The organism is Pseudomonas allii, from assembly GCF_055380095.1.
Map to the genome: position 1 here is coordinate 5139451 of NZ_AP039450.1, position 16643 is coordinate 5156093.

At 58.7% G+C, this 16643-nt stretch carries 16 protein-coding genes and 1 pseudogene; 12 read left to right on the forward strand and 5 right to left on the reverse strand.

Annotation, left to right across the window (positions count from 1 at the left end):
* The first annotated feature begins 259 nt into the window (after positions 1 to 259).
* The 3 genes and pseudogenes from ACZ445_RS23430 (at position 260) to ACZ445_RS23440 (ending at position 2460) form a co-directional block, all read left to right on the forward strand.
* Positions 260 to 1510 carry a ribonucleotide-diphosphate reductase subunit beta gene (locus tag ACZ445_RS23430; RefSeq protein WP_310863313.1) on the forward strand — a complete coding sequence of 417 codons (1251 nt, stop codon included), beginning with the start codon at positions 260 to 262 and terminating at the stop codon, positions 1508 to 1510.
* A gap of 71 nt (positions 1511 to 1581) precedes the next feature.
* A pseudogene (locus ACZ445_RS23435) lies at positions 1582 to 1746 on the forward strand (HNH endonuclease); the annotation flags it as partial.
* A gap of 72 nt (positions 1747 to 1818) precedes the next feature.
* Positions 1819 to 2460: an HAD-IB family hydrolase gene (locus ACZ445_RS23440; protein WP_038846731.1), complete on the forward strand. Its 642-nt coding sequence runs from the start codon at positions 1819 to 1821 to the stop codon at positions 2458 to 2460.
* A 131-nt stretch (positions 2461 to 2591) separates the two neighbouring features.
* Here ACZ445_RS23440 and ACZ445_RS23445 read toward each other — a convergent pair whose 3' ends face one another.
* Together ACZ445_RS23445 and ACZ445_RS23450 are read right to left on the reverse strand one after the other, a co-directional pair.
* Complete coding sequence (locus ACZ445_RS23445; protein WP_058427252.1) at positions 2592 to 2816, reverse strand: AbrB/MazE/SpoVT family DNA-binding domain-containing protein; 225 nt, start codon at positions 2814 to 2816, stop codon at positions 2592 to 2594.
* A 188-nt stretch (positions 2817 to 3004) separates the two neighbouring features.
* Positions 3005 to 3964 (reverse strand): LysR family transcriptional regulator, encoded by a 960-nt coding sequence (locus tag ACZ445_RS23450; protein ID WP_058427253.1) that lies wholly within the window; start codon positions 3962 to 3964, stop codon positions 3005 to 3007.
* 193 nt (positions 3965 to 4157) lie between these two features.
* Between ACZ445_RS23450 and argH the strand changes: the two genes are divergently transcribed.
* From argH to ACZ445_RS23485, 7 genes are all read left to right on the forward strand, one after another.
* The gene (argH, locus tag ACZ445_RS23455) at positions 4158 to 5585 is read left to right on the forward strand and encodes an argininosuccinate lyase (RefSeq protein ID WP_058427254.1); all 1428 of its coding nucleotides are present in this window, start codon (positions 4158 to 4160) and stop codon (positions 5583 to 5585) included.
* Positions 5586 to 5690: 105 nt separating this feature from the next.
* On the forward strand, positions 5691 to 6569 hold the full coding sequence (locus ACZ445_RS23460; RefSeq protein WP_058427255.1) for an amino acid ABC transporter permease: 879 nt from the start codon (positions 5691 to 5693) through the stop codon (positions 6567 to 6569).
* 24 nt (positions 6570 to 6593) lie between these two features.
* Positions 6594 to 7358 (forward strand): amino acid ABC transporter ATP-binding protein, encoded by a 765-nt coding sequence (locus tag ACZ445_RS23465; protein WP_016974699.1) that lies wholly within the window; start codon positions 6594 to 6596, stop codon positions 7356 to 7358.
* A 25-nt stretch (positions 7359 to 7383) separates the two neighbouring features.
* Positions 7384 to 8205, forward strand: coding sequence for an ABC transporter substrate-binding protein (locus ACZ445_RS23470; RefSeq protein ID WP_058427256.1), 822 nt, complete (start codon positions 7384 to 7386; stop codon positions 8203 to 8205).
* Positions 8206 to 8293: 88 nt separating this feature from the next.
* Positions 8294 to 9463: an MFS transporter gene (locus tag ACZ445_RS23475; protein ID WP_058427257.1), complete on the forward strand. Its 1170-nt coding sequence runs from the start codon at positions 8294 to 8296 to the stop codon at positions 9461 to 9463.
* 54 nt (positions 9464 to 9517) lie between these two features.
* Positions 9518 to 10465: a hypothetical protein gene (locus tag ACZ445_RS23480; RefSeq protein ID WP_058427258.1), complete on the forward strand. Its 948-nt coding sequence runs from the start codon at positions 9518 to 9520 to the stop codon at positions 10463 to 10465.
* Positions 10466 to 10558: 93 nt separating this feature from the next.
* Positions 10559 to 10939, forward strand: a complete 381-nt coding sequence (locus ACZ445_RS23485) for a helix-turn-helix domain-containing protein (protein WP_058427259.1) — start codon at positions 10559 to 10561, stop codon at positions 10937 to 10939.
* A gap of 113 nt (positions 10940 to 11052) precedes the next feature.
* Here ACZ445_RS23485 and ACZ445_RS23490 read toward each other — a convergent pair whose 3' ends face one another.
* The 3 genes from ACZ445_RS23490 to ACZ445_RS23500 form a co-directional block, all read right to left on the reverse strand.
* Entirely contained in the window at positions 11053 to 12552 is a 1500-nt protein-coding gene (locus tag ACZ445_RS23490) for an amidase family protein (RefSeq protein WP_464707625.1), read from the reverse strand.
* Between the two features lie 114 nt (positions 12553 to 12666).
* Complete coding sequence (locus ACZ445_RS23495) at positions 12667 to 13158, reverse strand: hypothetical protein (RefSeq protein ID WP_235595024.1); 492 nt, start codon at positions 13156 to 13158, stop codon at positions 12667 to 12669.
* A gap of 357 nt (positions 13159 to 13515) precedes the next feature.
* A complete protein-coding gene (locus ACZ445_RS23500) occupies positions 13516 to 14565 on the reverse strand; it encodes an MBL fold metallo-hydrolase (protein WP_058427261.1) in 1050 nt (349 codons plus the stop codon).
* A gap of 123 nt (positions 14566 to 14688) precedes the next feature.
* On the opposite strand from ACZ445_RS23500, the gene ACZ445_RS23505 reads away from it, so the two are divergent.
* Positions 14689 to 15315 (forward strand): TetR/AcrR family transcriptional regulator, encoded by a 627-nt coding sequence (locus tag ACZ445_RS23505; RefSeq protein WP_058427262.1) that lies wholly within the window; start codon positions 14689 to 14691, stop codon positions 15313 to 15315.
* Between the two features lie 191 nt (positions 15316 to 15506).
* Positions 15507 to 16565 carry a diguanylate cyclase gene (locus ACZ445_RS23510; protein ID WP_058427263.1) on the forward strand — a complete coding sequence of 353 codons (1059 nt, stop codon included), beginning with the start codon at positions 15507 to 15509 and terminating at the stop codon, positions 16563 to 16565.
* The last annotated feature ends 78 nt before the right edge of the window (positions 16566 to 16643 follow it).

The window sequence follows — 16643 nt, forward strand, 5'->3', positions numbered from 1 at the left end:
TGCGCGGGTAAATCGGGCCTGCAATATCCCTTTACACCGGGATGAAGAGCCAGACCTGAGGCCTCCCGCTGGAGCAAGCAACCACCGCTCCGCACCTCAAGCCTCACGCAGAGCACCCGTAACCCTATTCCGTTTAATGCGTGCGCTAGCTGCAACAAACGATTCCTTAAGATCCACCGCGGCCTCAGGGCCGTGTGAACACCCAACCATCCGGTTTCACACGGGCACCTTTGAGCCCTCACGCAGGAGACGACACGTCATGCTGAGCTGGGACGAATTCGACAAAGAAGAAGAAGGCGAAGTAGCCACCAAAGGCGCCAACGCCGGCCACGCCACCGAAGCCAACATGGACCGCCTCGACGGTGCCGGCGCCGCCGCCGCCATCGAAGCCCGCGCCGTCACCGCCAGTGACTCCGCCGCCATCGTCCGCGCCAAGGCCGCCCTCGACAAACTCGACGTCGCCGAAGGCCTCGCCGAACTCGAAGGCGCCTCCGCCCGCGTCGCCGTTGACGAAAAGCGCATGATCAACTGCCGCGCCGACCTCAACCAACTCGTGCCCTTCAAGTACGACTGGGCCTGGCAGAAGTACCTCGACGGCTGCGCCAACCACTGGATGCCGCAAGAGGTCAACATGACCGCCGACATCGCCCTGTGGAAAAACCCCGAAGGCCTGACCGACGACGAACGCCGCATCGTCATGCGCAACCTGGGCTTCTTCTCCACCGCCGACTCCCTGGTCGCCAACAACCTGGTCCTGGCCGTGTACCGCCTGATCACCAACCCGGAGTGCCGCCAGTACATCCTGCGCCAGGCCTTCGAAGAAGCGATCCACACCCACGCCTATCAGTACTGCATTGAATCGTTGGCCATGGATGAAGGCGAGATCTTCAACATGTACCACGAGATTCCATCGGTCGCCAAAAAGGCCGCCTGGGGTTTGAAGTACACCCGCTCGATCTCCGATCCGAAGTTCGAAACCGGCACCGTCGACACCGACAAGGAACTGCTGCGCAACCTGGTCGCCTACTACTGCGTGCTGGAAGGCATCTTCTTCTATTGCGGCTTCACCCAGATCCTGTCCATGGGCCGTCGCAACAAAATGACCGGCGTGGCCGAGCAGTTCCAGTACATCCTGCGTGACGAATCGATGCACCTGAACTTCGGTATCGATGTGATCAACCAGATCAAGATCGAAAACCCACACCTGTGGGATGCCGAGATGAAGGAAGAAGCGACCCAGATGATCCTGCAGGGGACGCAGCTGGAGATCGAATACGCGCGTGACACCATGCCGCGCGGGGTGCTGGGCATGAACGCGGCGATGATGGAGGACTACTTGAAGTTCATCGCCAACCGTCGCCTGTCGCAGATTGGCTTGAAGGAAGAGTATCCAGGCACGACCAACCCATTCCCGTGGATGAGCGAGATCATGGACTTGAAGAAAGAGAAAAACTTCTTCGAGACCCGTGTGATCGAGTACCAGACTGGCGGCGCGCTGAGCTGGGATTGATTCCTGAGCCAAGCAACCTCATGAAGCCCTGACGTGTTCAGGGCTTTTTTGTGCGCGGTGAATTGCTACTTCTTGAAGCACATCAGGCTGACCACCTCGCCCAGAAGGGTTCGGATCGCATCACCAATGCTGTAGCCTTGTGCCCCAATTGCCATCAGCGTTGTCACCGGTCGAGTGACCGGGACGTCTTCACCGAGGGGCTTTACGCCAAGGTCGGAAGATTGGCACGGGAGTAGACTCCCGCTGTCACACCTGATGCACACTCAAAAAATACCCGATAGGACCGAGGCCAACCCGTGAACCCAGACATGCTCGAAGCCGGCCCCGCTGACGCCAAAGTACTTTCCGTCTTTGACTTCGACGGCACCCTGACCCACCACGACAGTTTCGTGCCCTTCCTCAAGTTTGCCTTTGGCCCCGGCGAGTTCTACGGCCGGATGGTCAAGCTGGCGGTGCCGGGGCTGCGCTTTTTGGTGCGGCAGATCAGCCGGGATGAGTTGAAGGCGCAGTTGATCCGCACCTTTATGACCGGGGTGGAGAAGGCATGGGTGCAACAGAAAGCCGAGGAGTATTGCCAGAAGACCTGGGCGCGGCTGATGCGGCCGACAGGGGTGTTATCGGTGGAGCAGGAGTTGGGCTCCGGGGCGGAGGTCACGTTGTGTTCGGCGTCGCCGGCATTGGTGTTACAGCCGTTTGCCAATCGGCTGGGGATCAAGCTGATCGGCACGGAGCTTGAGGTGGTCGACGGGGTGTTGACCGGCAAGCTCACCGGGAATAATTGCCGGTGTGAGAACAAGGTGTTGCGGCTTGAGGCGGTGTACGGGGATTTGGGCGAGTATCGGCTGCGTGCCTGGGGCGATACGCGTGGGGATCGGGAGTTGCTGGCGGCGGCGCAGGATGCGCATTTTCGGCATTTTCATGCGAAGAAGAAGCGCAAGCAGCTGCGGTAGTCGCGCACTAGCATGGGGTGCTAGGGGTTGAAAGATTGAATTACGTTGCCCCGAAATCTCGTTTTCAGTTTTCATTGAGCCCAATCTGGAAGATTGGGCTTTTTTATACGCGCTGTGCGTCGATACCTAACTCAATTCTTTCGGACGGTTTCTGTCTCAGCCTCGTTGATCAAATCGTCGAGGGGCACATGAATGGGCGTTTCGCCAGCGTCGAGGCGTTCCTGGACTATCTGATTCAACTCCAGAACCTCCAATCGATCATCCTCAGACATAAAGTCGTCAGACACTGATTCGCCATGGAGAAAATAGCTGTCCCAGGTGCTTTCCGCTGGGGGGCTGTTTTTTGTTTGAGTCATGAGCATCCCTCCTTTGGGTTGGCTGAAGACAATACAAGCCAGCTTGTTTGTTGCCTAGGCGGAAAATGTATCGATGCGAATGGCAGGTTCGCCAGGGAAACCGATTCGATCCCTTCGCAGCCTCGCTGAAGCTCGACAGCTCCCACATTTGATCTTCGCCGAGCCCAGATCCGTGTTTGGCAGGAGGTCTATGCCGTGGCTTTGAGGTCCACGCCCAACGCCGTCGCAAAGGCTTTTACCATCGGACTGCGCGGGGCGTTGTGGCGCAGGATCAGGTTGAAGGCCGTGCTCAGGTGAACTTGCTCCGGGCACAATGCCCGTAGGCGCCCTTCTCTTACCAAGGGCGTGGCGTAGTGTTCGGGCAAGAAGCCGAGGAAACGGCCAGTAAGGATCAGGATCGCGACGGCTTCGACTTGTGAGGCCGACGCGGACTGGCTGTCAACGTTGACGAAGTTGGCCTTGTCGCGATGAATCGCATAGCGATGGTTGACCACTTCGTATTGGCGCAGCACTTCCGGTGTGATTTCACTCGCGTTGAACAGTGGATGCCCTACGGCACAGTAGGCGTGGGCCTTTTCCTCATACAGAGGGAAATAGTCGAATTCTTCACGGCGCTGGTACACCGGCACGATGCCGACGATCAAGCGCCCTTCCACCACGCCGCGTTCAACTTCGTCCAATTGTGAGGCATGCAGGCGCAATCTAATCTTTGGCGATTCGCTATGTAATTTCCCCAACGCGGCAATGAGCGGGGAATTAACGTCGGACGCCGTGTTATCAATAACCCCCACACTAAGGTCACCAATAAGCTCGTTCTGCGCCGAACTAAGCTTGTCGCGAAAACTGTCCACCGAGGTAAATAACTCGATGGATGCCTGATACACCAACTTGCCTTCTTCGGTCAGCCCAAACCCTTCGCGACCCCGAGTGCACAGGCGCATGCCGATGCGAATCTCAAGGTCGGAGATCTGTTTGCTGATGGCCGCCAGGCCCACATTCAGCTCGTTTTGCGCGGCGCTAAAGCCGCCGGCTTCGACTACGGCCATGAACACGCGCAGCAATTTGAAGTCCAGCCCGCTCAGTTGCAGGGGCGGTCTTGTGCCGGGTTTGGGTGGCAGGTTTCCAGAAGTGGAAAGTGGGGTTTCCATAATACGCGTTGACCTCAAGTGCCATATTCAACAGGCTTCAACCCAATCCTTGAACATAGCCCGGCGGCGATAATGAACATAAACATCCGCCCTTGGCAACCTTGAATACGGCGCGTCAGACGCTGGTTCAGTCTAGTTGAAAACTTATTTTTACTGCCTCCGACTCTTCTAAAAACAAGCGTGAGGAACACCCATGTCCCAGCCCACCGACCGCCTTTGGGGCGCTCGTTTCAAGACCGGCCCGTCTGCTGCATTGGCCGCGTTGTCGCGTTGCCCTGAGCGCTATTTCCGCCTGACACCCTACGACCTGGCCGGCTCCCGTGCCCATGCCCGTGAATTGCAGCGCGCCGGTTTGCTGGATGAGTCGGAGACCCTGCGCACCCTCGACGCGCTGGACGGTATTGGCGCAGATTTCGCCGCCGGCACGCTGCATCCGACCCTGGATGACGAGGACGTGCACACCTTCATCGAACGCGTGCTGACCGAACGCCTCGGCGCCCTCGGCGGCAAGCTGCGTGCCGGGCGTTCGCGTAATGATCAGACCGCCAATGACCTGCGCCTTTTCCTACGCGACCATGCGCGCACCATCACCACCGAGGTGTTGGGTTTGCAGCAGGCTTTGGTGGAGCAGGCTGAGCAGCATGTGGAGAGCATCTGCCCTGGGTTCACCCACTTGCAGCAGGCGCAACCGATTGTGTTCGCCCACCACTTGCTGGCGCATGCCCAGTCGATGTTGCGCGATGTGCAACGCCTGGTGGATTGGGATGCGCGTACGGCGTTGTCGCCACTGGGTGCAGCGGCAATGGCCGGCTCTGCGATTGCCCGTCAGCCGGAACATTCCGCAAAGGAAATGGGCTACACCGGGCCGTGCGAAAACTCCATCGACGCCGTCGCCAGCCGTGACCATGTGGCGGAGTTCCTGTTTGTGGCGGGCATGCTCGGGGTGAATATTTCGCGCTTGTCCGAAGAGTTTTGCCTGTGGTCTTCGCGGCAGTTTCGCTGGGTGGTGCTGGACGATGCCTACGCCACTGGCAGCTCGATCATGCCGCAGAAGAAGAACCCGGATATTGCCGAGTTGGCGCGGGGCAAGGCTGGGCGCTTGATTGGCAACCTGACCGGGTTGATGTCGACGCTCAAGTCATTGCCGCTGTCGTACAACCGCGATTTGAGTGAAGACAAGCACAGCGTGTTGGACAGTGTGGACACCTTGCTGCTGGTGCTGCCGGCGATGGCCGGGATGGTTGCGACCATGAAGGTGCAGGTCGAGGAACTGCGCAGGCAAGCGCCGATGGGCTTTACCTTGGCAACGGAAGTGGCGGATTGGTTGGCCACTCGCGGCGTGCCGTTCAAGGAGGCCCATGAGATTACCGGCGCCTTGGTACAGGCCTGTGAGAGGCATGAGATTGAATTGTGGGAAGCCTCGCCGGCGATGTTGGCGGAGGTGGACGCGCGGTTGACGCCTGAGGTGCGCGATTGCCTGACCCTGGAAGCGGCGATTGCAGCGCGCAGTGGGTGGGGTGGGACGGCGCCGGAGCGGGTTCGGGAGCAGATTGGGCGGTTGAAAGCGGCCTTGGCCGAACAGCAACAGTGGACAGAGAGTTACCAGGGATTTCGGATTTAAGCCTGCAACCCCGTGGTGTCTGGTCCGGCGCTTTCGCAGGCAAGCCAGCTCCCACATTGGACCGAGTACATCAGTACCAGCGTCATCAGTTTTTGGAGAGTCACCATGAACCAAACCCCGGCCGAGCGCTTGGCAGCCGAGCGCAAGTTGTCCGAAAACCAGTTCGATATCACCCAGTACGAGCACGTACCGCGTCGGTATTACGGGAGGATGTTCTTTGCCACGTTGATCGTGATCGTGTTGGCCGCATTGCTGCGCGCCTTCGCCAATGGCCAGATCGAATGGTCCTACATCGGGCAGTTCCTCACGTCTGAGGCCATTCTCTGGGGCCTGGTGAACACCATCGTCATGTCGATCCTGGCGATGGCGCTGGGCGTGGTGATCGGGGTGATCACGGCGATCATGCGCATGTCGGCCAACCCGATCCTGCGCTACGTGGCCATCACCTACACCTGGCTGTTCCGCGGTACACCGCTGATCCTGCAACTGCTGCTGTGGTTCAACCTGGCGCTGATCTTCCCGGTGATCGCGATTCCCGGTCTGTTCAGCATCGACACCGTCGACCTGATGACGCCATTCGTGGCCGCCCTGCTGGGCCTGAGTATCAACCAGGGTGCGTACACCGCCGAAGTGGTGCGCGCCGGTTTGCTCTCGGTCGACACCGGCCAGTATGAAGCCGCCAAGTCCATCGGCATGCCGAGCCTGCAAGCACTGCGTAGGATCATTCTGCCGCAGGCCATGCGGGTGATCATTCCGCCTGTAGGCAACGAGTTCATCAGCATGGTGAAAATGACCAGCCTGGCCAGCGTGATCCAGTACTCGGAGCTGCTGCACAACGCGCAAAACATCTACTACGCCAACGCCCGGGTCATGGAGTTGCTGATTGTGGCCGGCATCTGGTACCTGGCGGTGGTGACTGTTCTTTCATTTGGCCAAAGCCGCCTTGAGCGCCGCTTTGCCCGCGGCGCCGGCAAGCGTTCGTAAGTCTGGGTTGAGGAGATTTGCCCCATGAGAAGCATCGTCAAGGCCGTCAACCTGAACAAGTACTACGACCAGTATCACGCGCTGCGCGATATCAATATCGAGGTCGAGCAGGGCGAAGTGATGTGCATCATCGGCCCGTCCGGCTCGGGTAAAAGTACCCTGCTGCGCTGCGTCAACCAGTTGGAAAAAATCGACAAGGGCGGTCTGTGGGTCGACGGCGAACTGGTGGGTTACCGGGTGGTCGGCAACAAGCTGCATGAGATGAACGAATCGCAGATTGCCCGCCAGCGCCTGGCCACCGGCATGGTGTTCCAACGCTTCAATTTGTTCCCGCACATGACCGTGTTGCAAAACATCATCGAAGGCCCCTGCCAGGTGCTCAAGCGCTCGCCCAAGGAAGCCACCGAGGACGCCCTGGAGTTGCTGGCCCGCGTCGGCCTGGCGGACAAACGCAATGCCTATCCGGTGGAATTGTCCGGCGGCCAGCAACAACGCGTGGCGATTGCCCGTGCACTGGCGATGCGCCCCAAGCTGATGCTGTTTGACGAACCCACGTCAGCCCTCGACCCGGAGCTGGTAGGCGAAGTGCTGTCGGTGATGCGCGATTTGGCCACCACCGGCATGACCATGATTGTGGTCACCCATGAGTTGGGCTTCGCCCGCGAAGTCTCCAACCGCATGGTGTTTATGGATGCCGGCCAGATTGTGGAAGCCGGCAGCCCCGAAGAAATTCTAATAAGCCCACAAAACCCGCGTACCCAAAGCTTTATTTCTGCCGTTCGCACTTAACTAAAAAACAAACGAGAACGCCCCCATGAAAAAAATGTTTATCCCCACGTTGCTCGCAGGCCTGATGGCCTCCACCGCTGTTTTCGCGGCATTGCCGGCGGCAATCAAGGACAAGGGTGAGATCAGCGCGGCCATCGTGCCGAACTACCCGCCGATGGACTTCAAGGACCCGGCTACCAACAAGATCACCGGCCTGGACTTCGACCTGGGCAACGCCCTGGCAGAGCGCCTGGGCGTGAAGATCAAGTGGCAGGAAACCGGCTTCGAGCAGATGCTCAGCGGCCTGACCACCAAGCGCGTGGACATCGTGCTGTCAGGCATGACCGACACCGCCGAGCGCCAGAAAGCGGTGACCTTCATCGACTACTTCACCAGCGGCCCGCAGCTCTACACCCTGGCCAAGCGCGAAGACCTCAAGGAATTGACTGACCTGTGCGGTAAAAAAGTCGGCACCAGCCGCCGCACCACCTGGCCGTCGGAAATTGCCGCGTGGAGCAAGGAAAACTGCGAAGCGGCGGGTAAGCCGGCGATCGTGGTGATCGGCACTGAGGGCTCGGCAGATGCGCGGGCACAGTTGCAACAGAACCGTCTGGACGCGGCGATGCAGGGCAGCGAGACCATTCCTTATCTGATGTCGCTGGATAAAGACAAGTACAAGCCGGTGGGCCTGGCGATTTCCAAGCAGTTCACCGGGCTTGGGATTGAGAAGAGCAACACGCAATTGGTCACGGCGATCAGTGAAGCGTTGCAAGGTATGATCGATGATGGGACCTACGGCAAGATCCTGAAGAAGTGGGACCTGGAGCAAGGTGCTGTAGAGAAAATCACCATCAACTCCGGCCAATAACTCAATCTGAATAATGTGGGAGGGGGCAAGCCCCCTCCCACCCTGGATTTTCGTTGTCCGCAAAGATAACAAGGACACCCGCCCCACCGTGGCCACCTACTCCCTGGTAATCCGCCGCCTGATGATTTGCTCGGTGACCATCGTGGTCAGCCGCGCCATGACCAGCCCGTTGCTGGCACTGTTGCTGAGCACCCGCCTGGGCCTGAACCAGCAGGACATCGGCTTGCTGATGGGCATCGCGGTGTTTATCGCGACATTGCTGGGCCTGTACGGTGGCTACATCATCGACCGCCTGGAAAAGCGCAAGCTGCTGATCCTGGCCATGCTCTCCAGCTCCATCGGTTTTCTATTGCTGACCTTTGCCAGCAACCTCTACCTCACCACCCTGACCCTGGTCATCACTGAAGCGGCGTCAGCGCTGTTCCTGATTGGCTCAAAAGCCATCATCAGCGAGAACCTGCCGGTGGGCGAGCGTGCCAAGGTGTTTTCCCTGCGCTACACACTGACCAACGTCGGCTACGCCACAGGCCCGATGGTCGGCGTCGTGATTGCCGGCCATATGCAACTGGCACCGTTCCTGATCGCCAGTGCGATCGCTTTTGGCAGCCTGTTTCTGATGATTGGCATCCCGCACACCCAACGGGATGACAGCAACAAGCCCTTGAGTTTCCTCACCACCCTGCGCACCTTGCGCAACGACCGCACGCTGATTCTGTTCACCAGCGGCAGCCTGCTAAGCACCATTGTCCATGGGCGCTACACCTTGTATCTGTCGCAGTTTTTGCTCGTAGCCTACAAACCCGCCGAGGCGCTGAAGATTCTGTCTGCGGTACTGGCCTGCAATGCCATCACCGTGATTTTGATGCAGTACCAGATCGGCCGTTTCCTCAAGCGTGAGCAACTGCGCTATTGGATCGTGCTAGGTACGTTGCTGTTCATTGCCGGGCTTATCGGTTTCAGCCTCGCAAACAGCCTGGTCACCTGGTGCCTGGCAATGTTCGTGTTCACCCTGGGCGAGATGATCATCTACCCCTCCGAGTTCCTGTTTATCGACACCATCGCACCTGATGCGCTGCGCGGCAGTTACTACGGTGCACAGAACCTGGCGGCATTCGGCGGGGCAATGAGCCCAGTGATTTGCGGCTATCTGCTGATCAATGCCACGCCGGCCAGCATGTTCTATGCATTGGGGGCACTGACTGCGGTAGGGGGCACCTTGTGTTTCTTGAGTGGGCGACGGGTAGCAGGTTCTTGCTGATATTTGCGCAGGATCCCTATATTAATAGCGAAACCTCTCACGGACCCGAGCCCCATGAAATTCGATACGGCCTACAGCCTGAGTCTCGATGACAAGCTGTCGATCTACGACGTACGAGACCTGAATTTCGACGAGACCGCCGACTTCGACTCCGACAAGGACCGCTTCCTGTGCCCCAACGATGAGTGCCGGGCAGCGTTTGATCCCGGCAATACCCTGAGCACCTTCAACGCGAAAAACGTCAATTACCTGCGCACGCCGCACTTCAAGAACAAGACCGGTACCCGGCATATCGACGGCTGCCGCTACGCCAGCACGCACAAGAGCGCAGCCGGTGAAAGTGACGACGAACGCGAGGACAATTTCCCATCGGAATTAGTGCTCACCCGTCGTCAGTACGAACGCAAGACCCCGCTGCCGAGCACTGAAGGAAACATCCCACAAGAGCCAACGAAGACACCCTTAAACCGCAGCTCCATTTCCCACAGCGCCAGCGACACCACACCGGACAAAACCAGCGTGTTCGCCCACCCGGTGGAATGCTACGTGTCCAACATCGACGACAAGGACAAGCTCAAGTCCATGCCGTTGAAGATCGGCGACCACACCGCCACCTACTGGATGTTCTTCAAGAAGATCGAATACCTGCAGGACAACAAGGGCCTGATCTACTGGGGCAAGATCAAAGAAATCAAGGACTACACCAGCAGCTTTCGCATCGACTTCGAAAAGAAGGTGTGGCTCGACAAGAAGCCCTACTCGGTCAATGTCTACCTGAGCAAGAAACTCATCGAGAACTACCGCAAGCGCAAGGCGTTCCTGGAGCAGATCAAGGCGGCGGTGGACAGTGAGCGGGCGTTGTACTGCTTCTTCTATGGGGTGACGCCGGAACTGAAACAGGTGCCGAGCAAGAAAAACCCCGAGCAGACGTTCGGGGTGTTCAGCGCGAATATCGAGAACCTTGATCACCTGATCATTCGGGAGGCGCCAGGGGTGGAATAACGGGTCGTTGAACATCAGTTGATGAGCGGTCAAAACAACTGTACAAAAACACAGTATAGTTTGTCCTCCCCCGTCAAACCCTGGAGATACCCCATGTCCTCTCTGGCAATGAGCTCTTTCGTAGAACAGCAGATCGTCCTGCATCAATTCACCGCCAAGCACAGCGTACAGGCGCGCGCGATGCTGGGCTGGAGCCGGGAACACCTGGCACACCAGGCTGGCGTGGCGGTTGAAGCCGTTCAGCAGTTTGAATGTCAATGCGACGTGGATGACGAAACCCGCCTGGCCCTGGCCTTTCGGCTGGAAGCTGAAGGCCTGGTGTTTTTCCCGGGGTTTGCGCCGGGGTGGGGGATGAGTACACGCCGCTTTGACACCGCCACAACCGAACACGCAGCGCAAGGGATCATCTCTCGCTTGATCGGCGCAACTTCGTCATCACTTGACTCACCCACTGCTCAAGCCAATGGTGCATAGCGGCCAGCCGTACCATCTTGCTGGCCAGCGCCTGGACGGGGTCCAATGCACTCCCCTCTCAACCGCGAAACGTCAGGCCTGCAGTTGCAATGCCTGACACATTATTTGCGGCGTCAGAGCACCGGCTTGATTTGAGCACGGGCTGCCTGCTCATACCCATGGGCCACGGCAAGCAAGGTGGGTTCGGACCACTGGGTCCCGAAAAAATAGGCACTGGTCGGTAGCCCATTCTCATCCTTACCAGCAGGGACAGCGATGCCTGGGTAGCCGGCTGCTGCTACCCCGAAATAATCGTTAGTCTCAAAATCCGACACCATGGCGTCCAGAACCTCCGATTTGATCGGGTCGTCAATGGTAGCGCGAAAGTCTCGGATGAGCTCATCCCAAAAGGGTTTGCTCTGCTCAGGCGTCATGGTTTGGGCATTGATTTCGTTGAGGACTGCCTGGTGATCCACCTCCGCGCCATCACGTTTAATGTTGAACAGGGTCAGATCAGGCAGTGAATCGACTGGCAACCCTGGACGCTTGCCCACATAAGTATTCAATTCATTCTTCACGTCCGAGAACAACAAATCTACCCAACGCGAATCATCGGCCAGGCGCATCTCGACCGGCACCACTTCCGCGCCTTGCTCACGAAGCACGGCAAGTATCCGGCGGAATGACGCACTGTCCTTAGTGGGTGTGGGTTCGCCAGTTTCAGAAAACGTTGCGGGATAGCCGATACGCTTGCCTTTCAACGCGCCTGGAACCAGTAATTTCGTGTAATCGATACCTTGGGGCGCTCCCTGGCTCGCCGGATCCTTGGGATCGCTGCCCGACATGGCATTGAGCATCAGCGCCACATCAAATACCGAACGCGCCATCGGGCCAGGAGTATCCTGGTGGTGACTTGCAGGAATAATTCCATTACGGTCCAGCAAGCCAACGCTGGGCTTGAGCCCGACAACCCCATTGCGCGCTGCTGGCACAATAATCGAACCACTGGTTTCAGTTCCCACCGCCAAGGGCGCCAACCCCGCCGCGACGGCGACGGCAGACCCGGAACTGGAACCCCCGACGTCGGCATCCGCACCATGTGGGTTACGGGTTTGCCCCCCCCTGCTGCTCCAGCCATCAGGACCACCACGAAACCCTGCCAGTTCGGTCATATTGGTTTTACCGAGGATCACCGCGCCCTGCTTGATCAGGTAGTCGACCAATGGGGCGTTCTTGCCGGCAGGTGCCCCCACCAGGCCAAAAGCACCTGCACTGGTTTGCATGCCTTCAGTTTCGATGGTGTCCTTGAGCAAAACAGGAATGCCATGCAGGAGGCCACGCACGTTGCCGCTGGCTCGTTCACGGTCCAGTTCGCGTGCGGTTTCAAGTGCCTTGGGGTTGAGTTCGATGATGGACTTCAGTTTCGGGTCGACCCTGCGAATCCGCTCCTGCAGGTACGTGACCAAGTCGGCTGAACCGAACCTGCCTTGGGCCATTTGCGCGCCAAGCTCATTGACATTGAGGTATTCGGTCCCCGGAGGGACTGCCTTTGAAACAACAGGTGAGTGGCCGTCTGCAAAAGACTGAACAAACTGCCGGACGATGGAGCCCATTCCATATGCGATACCGATCATAAAACCTCTCGAGGAGTAAGAAATGACGAAGGACCAACGTTGATCCGTGGGCCAGTCTAAAAACTCTTCTCCTGCCGGACAGCGCGACGCGTGCGGTTCACTGTGTGGGATAGTTCAACGCAACGGGTAGCCTTCCAAGGGGTCCATCAAACGACGGGAGCTTCGATACTCGCACACCATGGCCACCAACCATTCCTTCGCCCATCGTGCGCCGTAGAACCACAGTGTCGCGCCATCCTCGAGCGGCTCACCCAGCCCCGGGTAACCACTCCAGCAAGCCCCATGGAAGGCGATACTGCGGCTGTCGGATACCAAGGCATCCAGTCGATACTCATGCACAAGCTCATCGATTTCATTGCGAACATGCGGGGTGTCGGTACGGTGCGCATGCACCGGTACCAGTACGGCGCCGGACCGACGCAGGATGTCCAGCGCTTTCAGGAAGGAGATGCGGTGCTCAATCAACTGATGTTCATGCCCCTCCACAAACCGCTCGGCAAACCCCAGGCGCCTGCCCTGCAACGCACTGGCGGCGGTAAAGGTCGTGTTGTTCTGCACCAGGGGCACTTCCACCATCACCGGCCCCGAGGGTTCAATACCACTCAATGCGATCAATGACAGCGACGGGTCACGCGAGGGTTTTAGAGGGAGTCCCGGGGCGTCATACCCCGGGACCGGGACGCTTTTCCCCAAGGCGCCATGAGTTTGGGGATCAGCACCGAAAGCGATACCACGCGAGCTTGTATGCTCTTGGGCTATCGTTGCCTGGCCTGACGAATCAGTGAGCGCAGACACCCGCTGCCCTGTCGGACAAGGCAACCCCGCCTGCCAATATTTCTTACACGTGCTCTCCATAAAAGACGTCCCCCGACACATAAATTTCTGGGGATCATCGCACCGTTGCCTGGCGCCTGTCGCAGCTCTGAAACAGCTTGAAAACTCCTTTTTCCATAGCCTCCTCCGTCAGCCTGCGAGGTGTTCCTGCGCACCCTGGGCTTCCACCTCCAGCCACCACGCAACCCCACGCTCAGGCTGATTCAAGCTGAACGCCTGCCCCATCTGCGGCGTAGTGATGGACACGTTGCGCTCCCAGGCCAGGGCCATGATGCGGTCGAACGGCTCATGCCAGGCATGGAACGCCAGGTCGAAAGTGCCGTTGTGAATCGGCAGCAACCAGCGGCCCTTGAGGTCGATATGCGCTTGCAGGGTTTGCTCTGGCTGCATGTGCACGTGAGGCCAATCGACGTTGTAAGCACCTGTTTCCATCAGCGTCAGATCGAACGGACCGTACTGCGCGCCGATGCGTTTAAAACCGTCGAAGTAACCCGTATCACCGCTGAAGAAAATTCGCCGAGGACCATCGATCATCACCCAGGAACACCACAGGGTCTGGTTCGCATCAAATAGGCCACGTCCGGAAAAATGTTGCGCAGGGGTGGCGACAAACCGAATGCCATCCACTTCGGTGCCCTGCCACCAATCCAGTTGGCGTACCTTGCTGGAATCCACGCCCCACTTGACCAGGATGTCGCCCACACCCAGCGGCGCAAGAAAATAACGGGCCTTGTCGGCCAATTGGACGACAGCCTTGCGGTCCAGGTGGTCGTAGTGGTCGTGGGAAAGAATCACCGCCTCCAGGGGCGGCAACTCTTCAAGGCTGATCGGTGGCTGATGGAAGCGCTTGGGGCCGGCCCAACTGAACGGTGAGGCGCGCTCGGCAAATACCGGGTCGGTTACCCAGAATTTACCGCGCATTTTCAGCAACACGGTGGAATGCCCAAGGCGGAACACGCTGTGATCCGGGGCCGCCAGCAATTGCTCGCGAGTCAGCGGCTGCACCGGGATCTGCCCCACTGGCCGCGTACTGCGTGGTTTGTTGAACAACATGTTCCAGAAAATGCGCAAGGTCTTGCCGAAGCCCCCGTGCTGCACGGGGGTTTCGTTGCTGAAGTGCCCCTGGCCTTGCTTGGGCGCTGCTGGCGAAGAATCGACACGGGACGAGATCGTGGCCATTTCCGGGTGACTCCTACGGATCGCTTATAAATTACACTGCACAGTGTAGTTTCAAGATTGCAACAAAATCCGGAGCAAGTAAACTACCGAGTGTAATTTTCCTCCAAGAGCCGAGCGCCACCCATGACTGCCCCTCAACGCCTCACCGACCGTAAACGCGAAGCCATTGTGGCTGCGGCCATCGCCGAGTTTCGCGAAAACGGTTTCGAGGTCACCAGCATGGACAAGATCGCCGCCACCGCCGGCGTATCCAAGCGCACCGTGTACAACCACTTCCCCAGCAAAGAAGAACTGTTCGCTGAAATTCTTCATCAACTCTGGGCCAGCAGCGTCGCCCAACTTGACGTCAGCTACACCAGCGACCGCCCGTTGCGCGAACAACTGCGCGGGTTGCTGGAGGCGAAGATGAAGATGATGTCGGACGCCAATTTCCTCGACCTCGCTCGCGTCGCCATCGCCGCCACCATCCATTCGCCGGAGCGTGCGCAAGACATGGTCACCCGCCTGAGCCAGCGCGAAGAAGGCTTCACCCAATGGGTTCGCGCCGCCCAGGCTGACGGCCGGCTCAACTGCTCCGACCCCGCCTTCGCCGCCCACCAGATCCAGAGCCTGCTCAAGGCCTTCGCCTTCTGGCCACAAATTACCCTCGGCCAACCCACCCTGGATGCAGCCCACCAGGCCAGTGTGATCGAGTCGGCCATCGACCTGTTCCTCGCCGGCTACGAAGTCACCGCCCCCCGCCAGCCGTAAAAAACCTGTTGTGTGCGCGACATTCCAGGTCGTTTTTGACGCATTCACCCTCTGTTTTGCGCAAATGGCCTGGAAGGACACTGATTATTCCCACATGAATAACTGACAATATTCACAGTCATTATCCGATCAACGGTTGATCCAGCGAACGCGCGCCACCGTACCTGTAAAAACAGCTGCCCCAGGAACTTATGGAAAACAGACAAGGCAAAGGGCTTTCATTTGCCAAGCGTATCTACAAGCCAAGGATCATCGGCCTTGCCATCGGTTGCATCAGTGTCAGCGGCGCCCTTTACCCCCTCGCCATGCCAGGCTGGGTGTGGGCACTCCTGCTGTTCAACGGGTTTGCCTGGGCGCATGTGGCGTATCAACTGTCGACCCGCTCGCAATACCCCTACCAGGCCGAACAACGCAACCTGTTGTATGACTCGCTGCTCGGCGGCTTCTGGGCCGCTGCCACGCAGTTCACGCCACTGACGGCAGTGACCATTCTGTCGATGATGACCATGAATAACGTCGCCGCCGGCGGCAAGCGCCTGTTCCTGCGTGGCCTGTGCGCACAAGGGCTGGGAGTCGGCGTAGCCGGGGCGCTGTTCGGTATCCGGTTCAACCCCGATGTCAGCCTGCTGCAGGTCTACACCTGCCTGCCGATGCTGACGCTCTACCCCATGGCCATCGGCATGGTCTGTTATCAACTGGCAATCAAACTGTCCGAACACAAGCGCGCCCTCAGCGCCCTGAGCCGCACCGACAGCCTCACCGGGCTGCTCAATCACGGTTCCTGGAAGGACCTGCTGCACCTCAAGTTCCACAAGTGCCAGCAACAGCGAAGCCACGCCACGATTGCCTTGATCGACATCGACCACTTCAAGCAGATCAACGACACCCACGGCCATATTGTCGGCGATGCGGTACTGCGGCAGTTGAGCCTGGAGTTGCGGCGCAACCTGCGGGACAACGACCTGGCCGGACGTTACGGGGGCGATGAGTTCTGTGTGATTCTTCCGCAAATGCCGCTGGAACAGGCCGCCCGGATCATGGAGCGCATGCGCGAAACCTTCAGCAATTACCGCAACCCGCAGATCCCCGAATTGCGGGTCAGCCTGAGCATCGGCCTGGCCGACTTCCAACCCTTCTTCAACGATGCCGCGATGTGGCTGAATGCAGCGGATCGCGCGCTGTACGCCGCCAAGGACACCGGGCGCAACCGGGTCAATGTCAGCGACAAAGTGATCGCCCATTCCGCCTGAAGTTGTCCTACGACTACTCGTCTGAATCTTCCAGCCTGCAGGCCAGAAGAAAGCATAATGCCACCACTGGTCACCTAC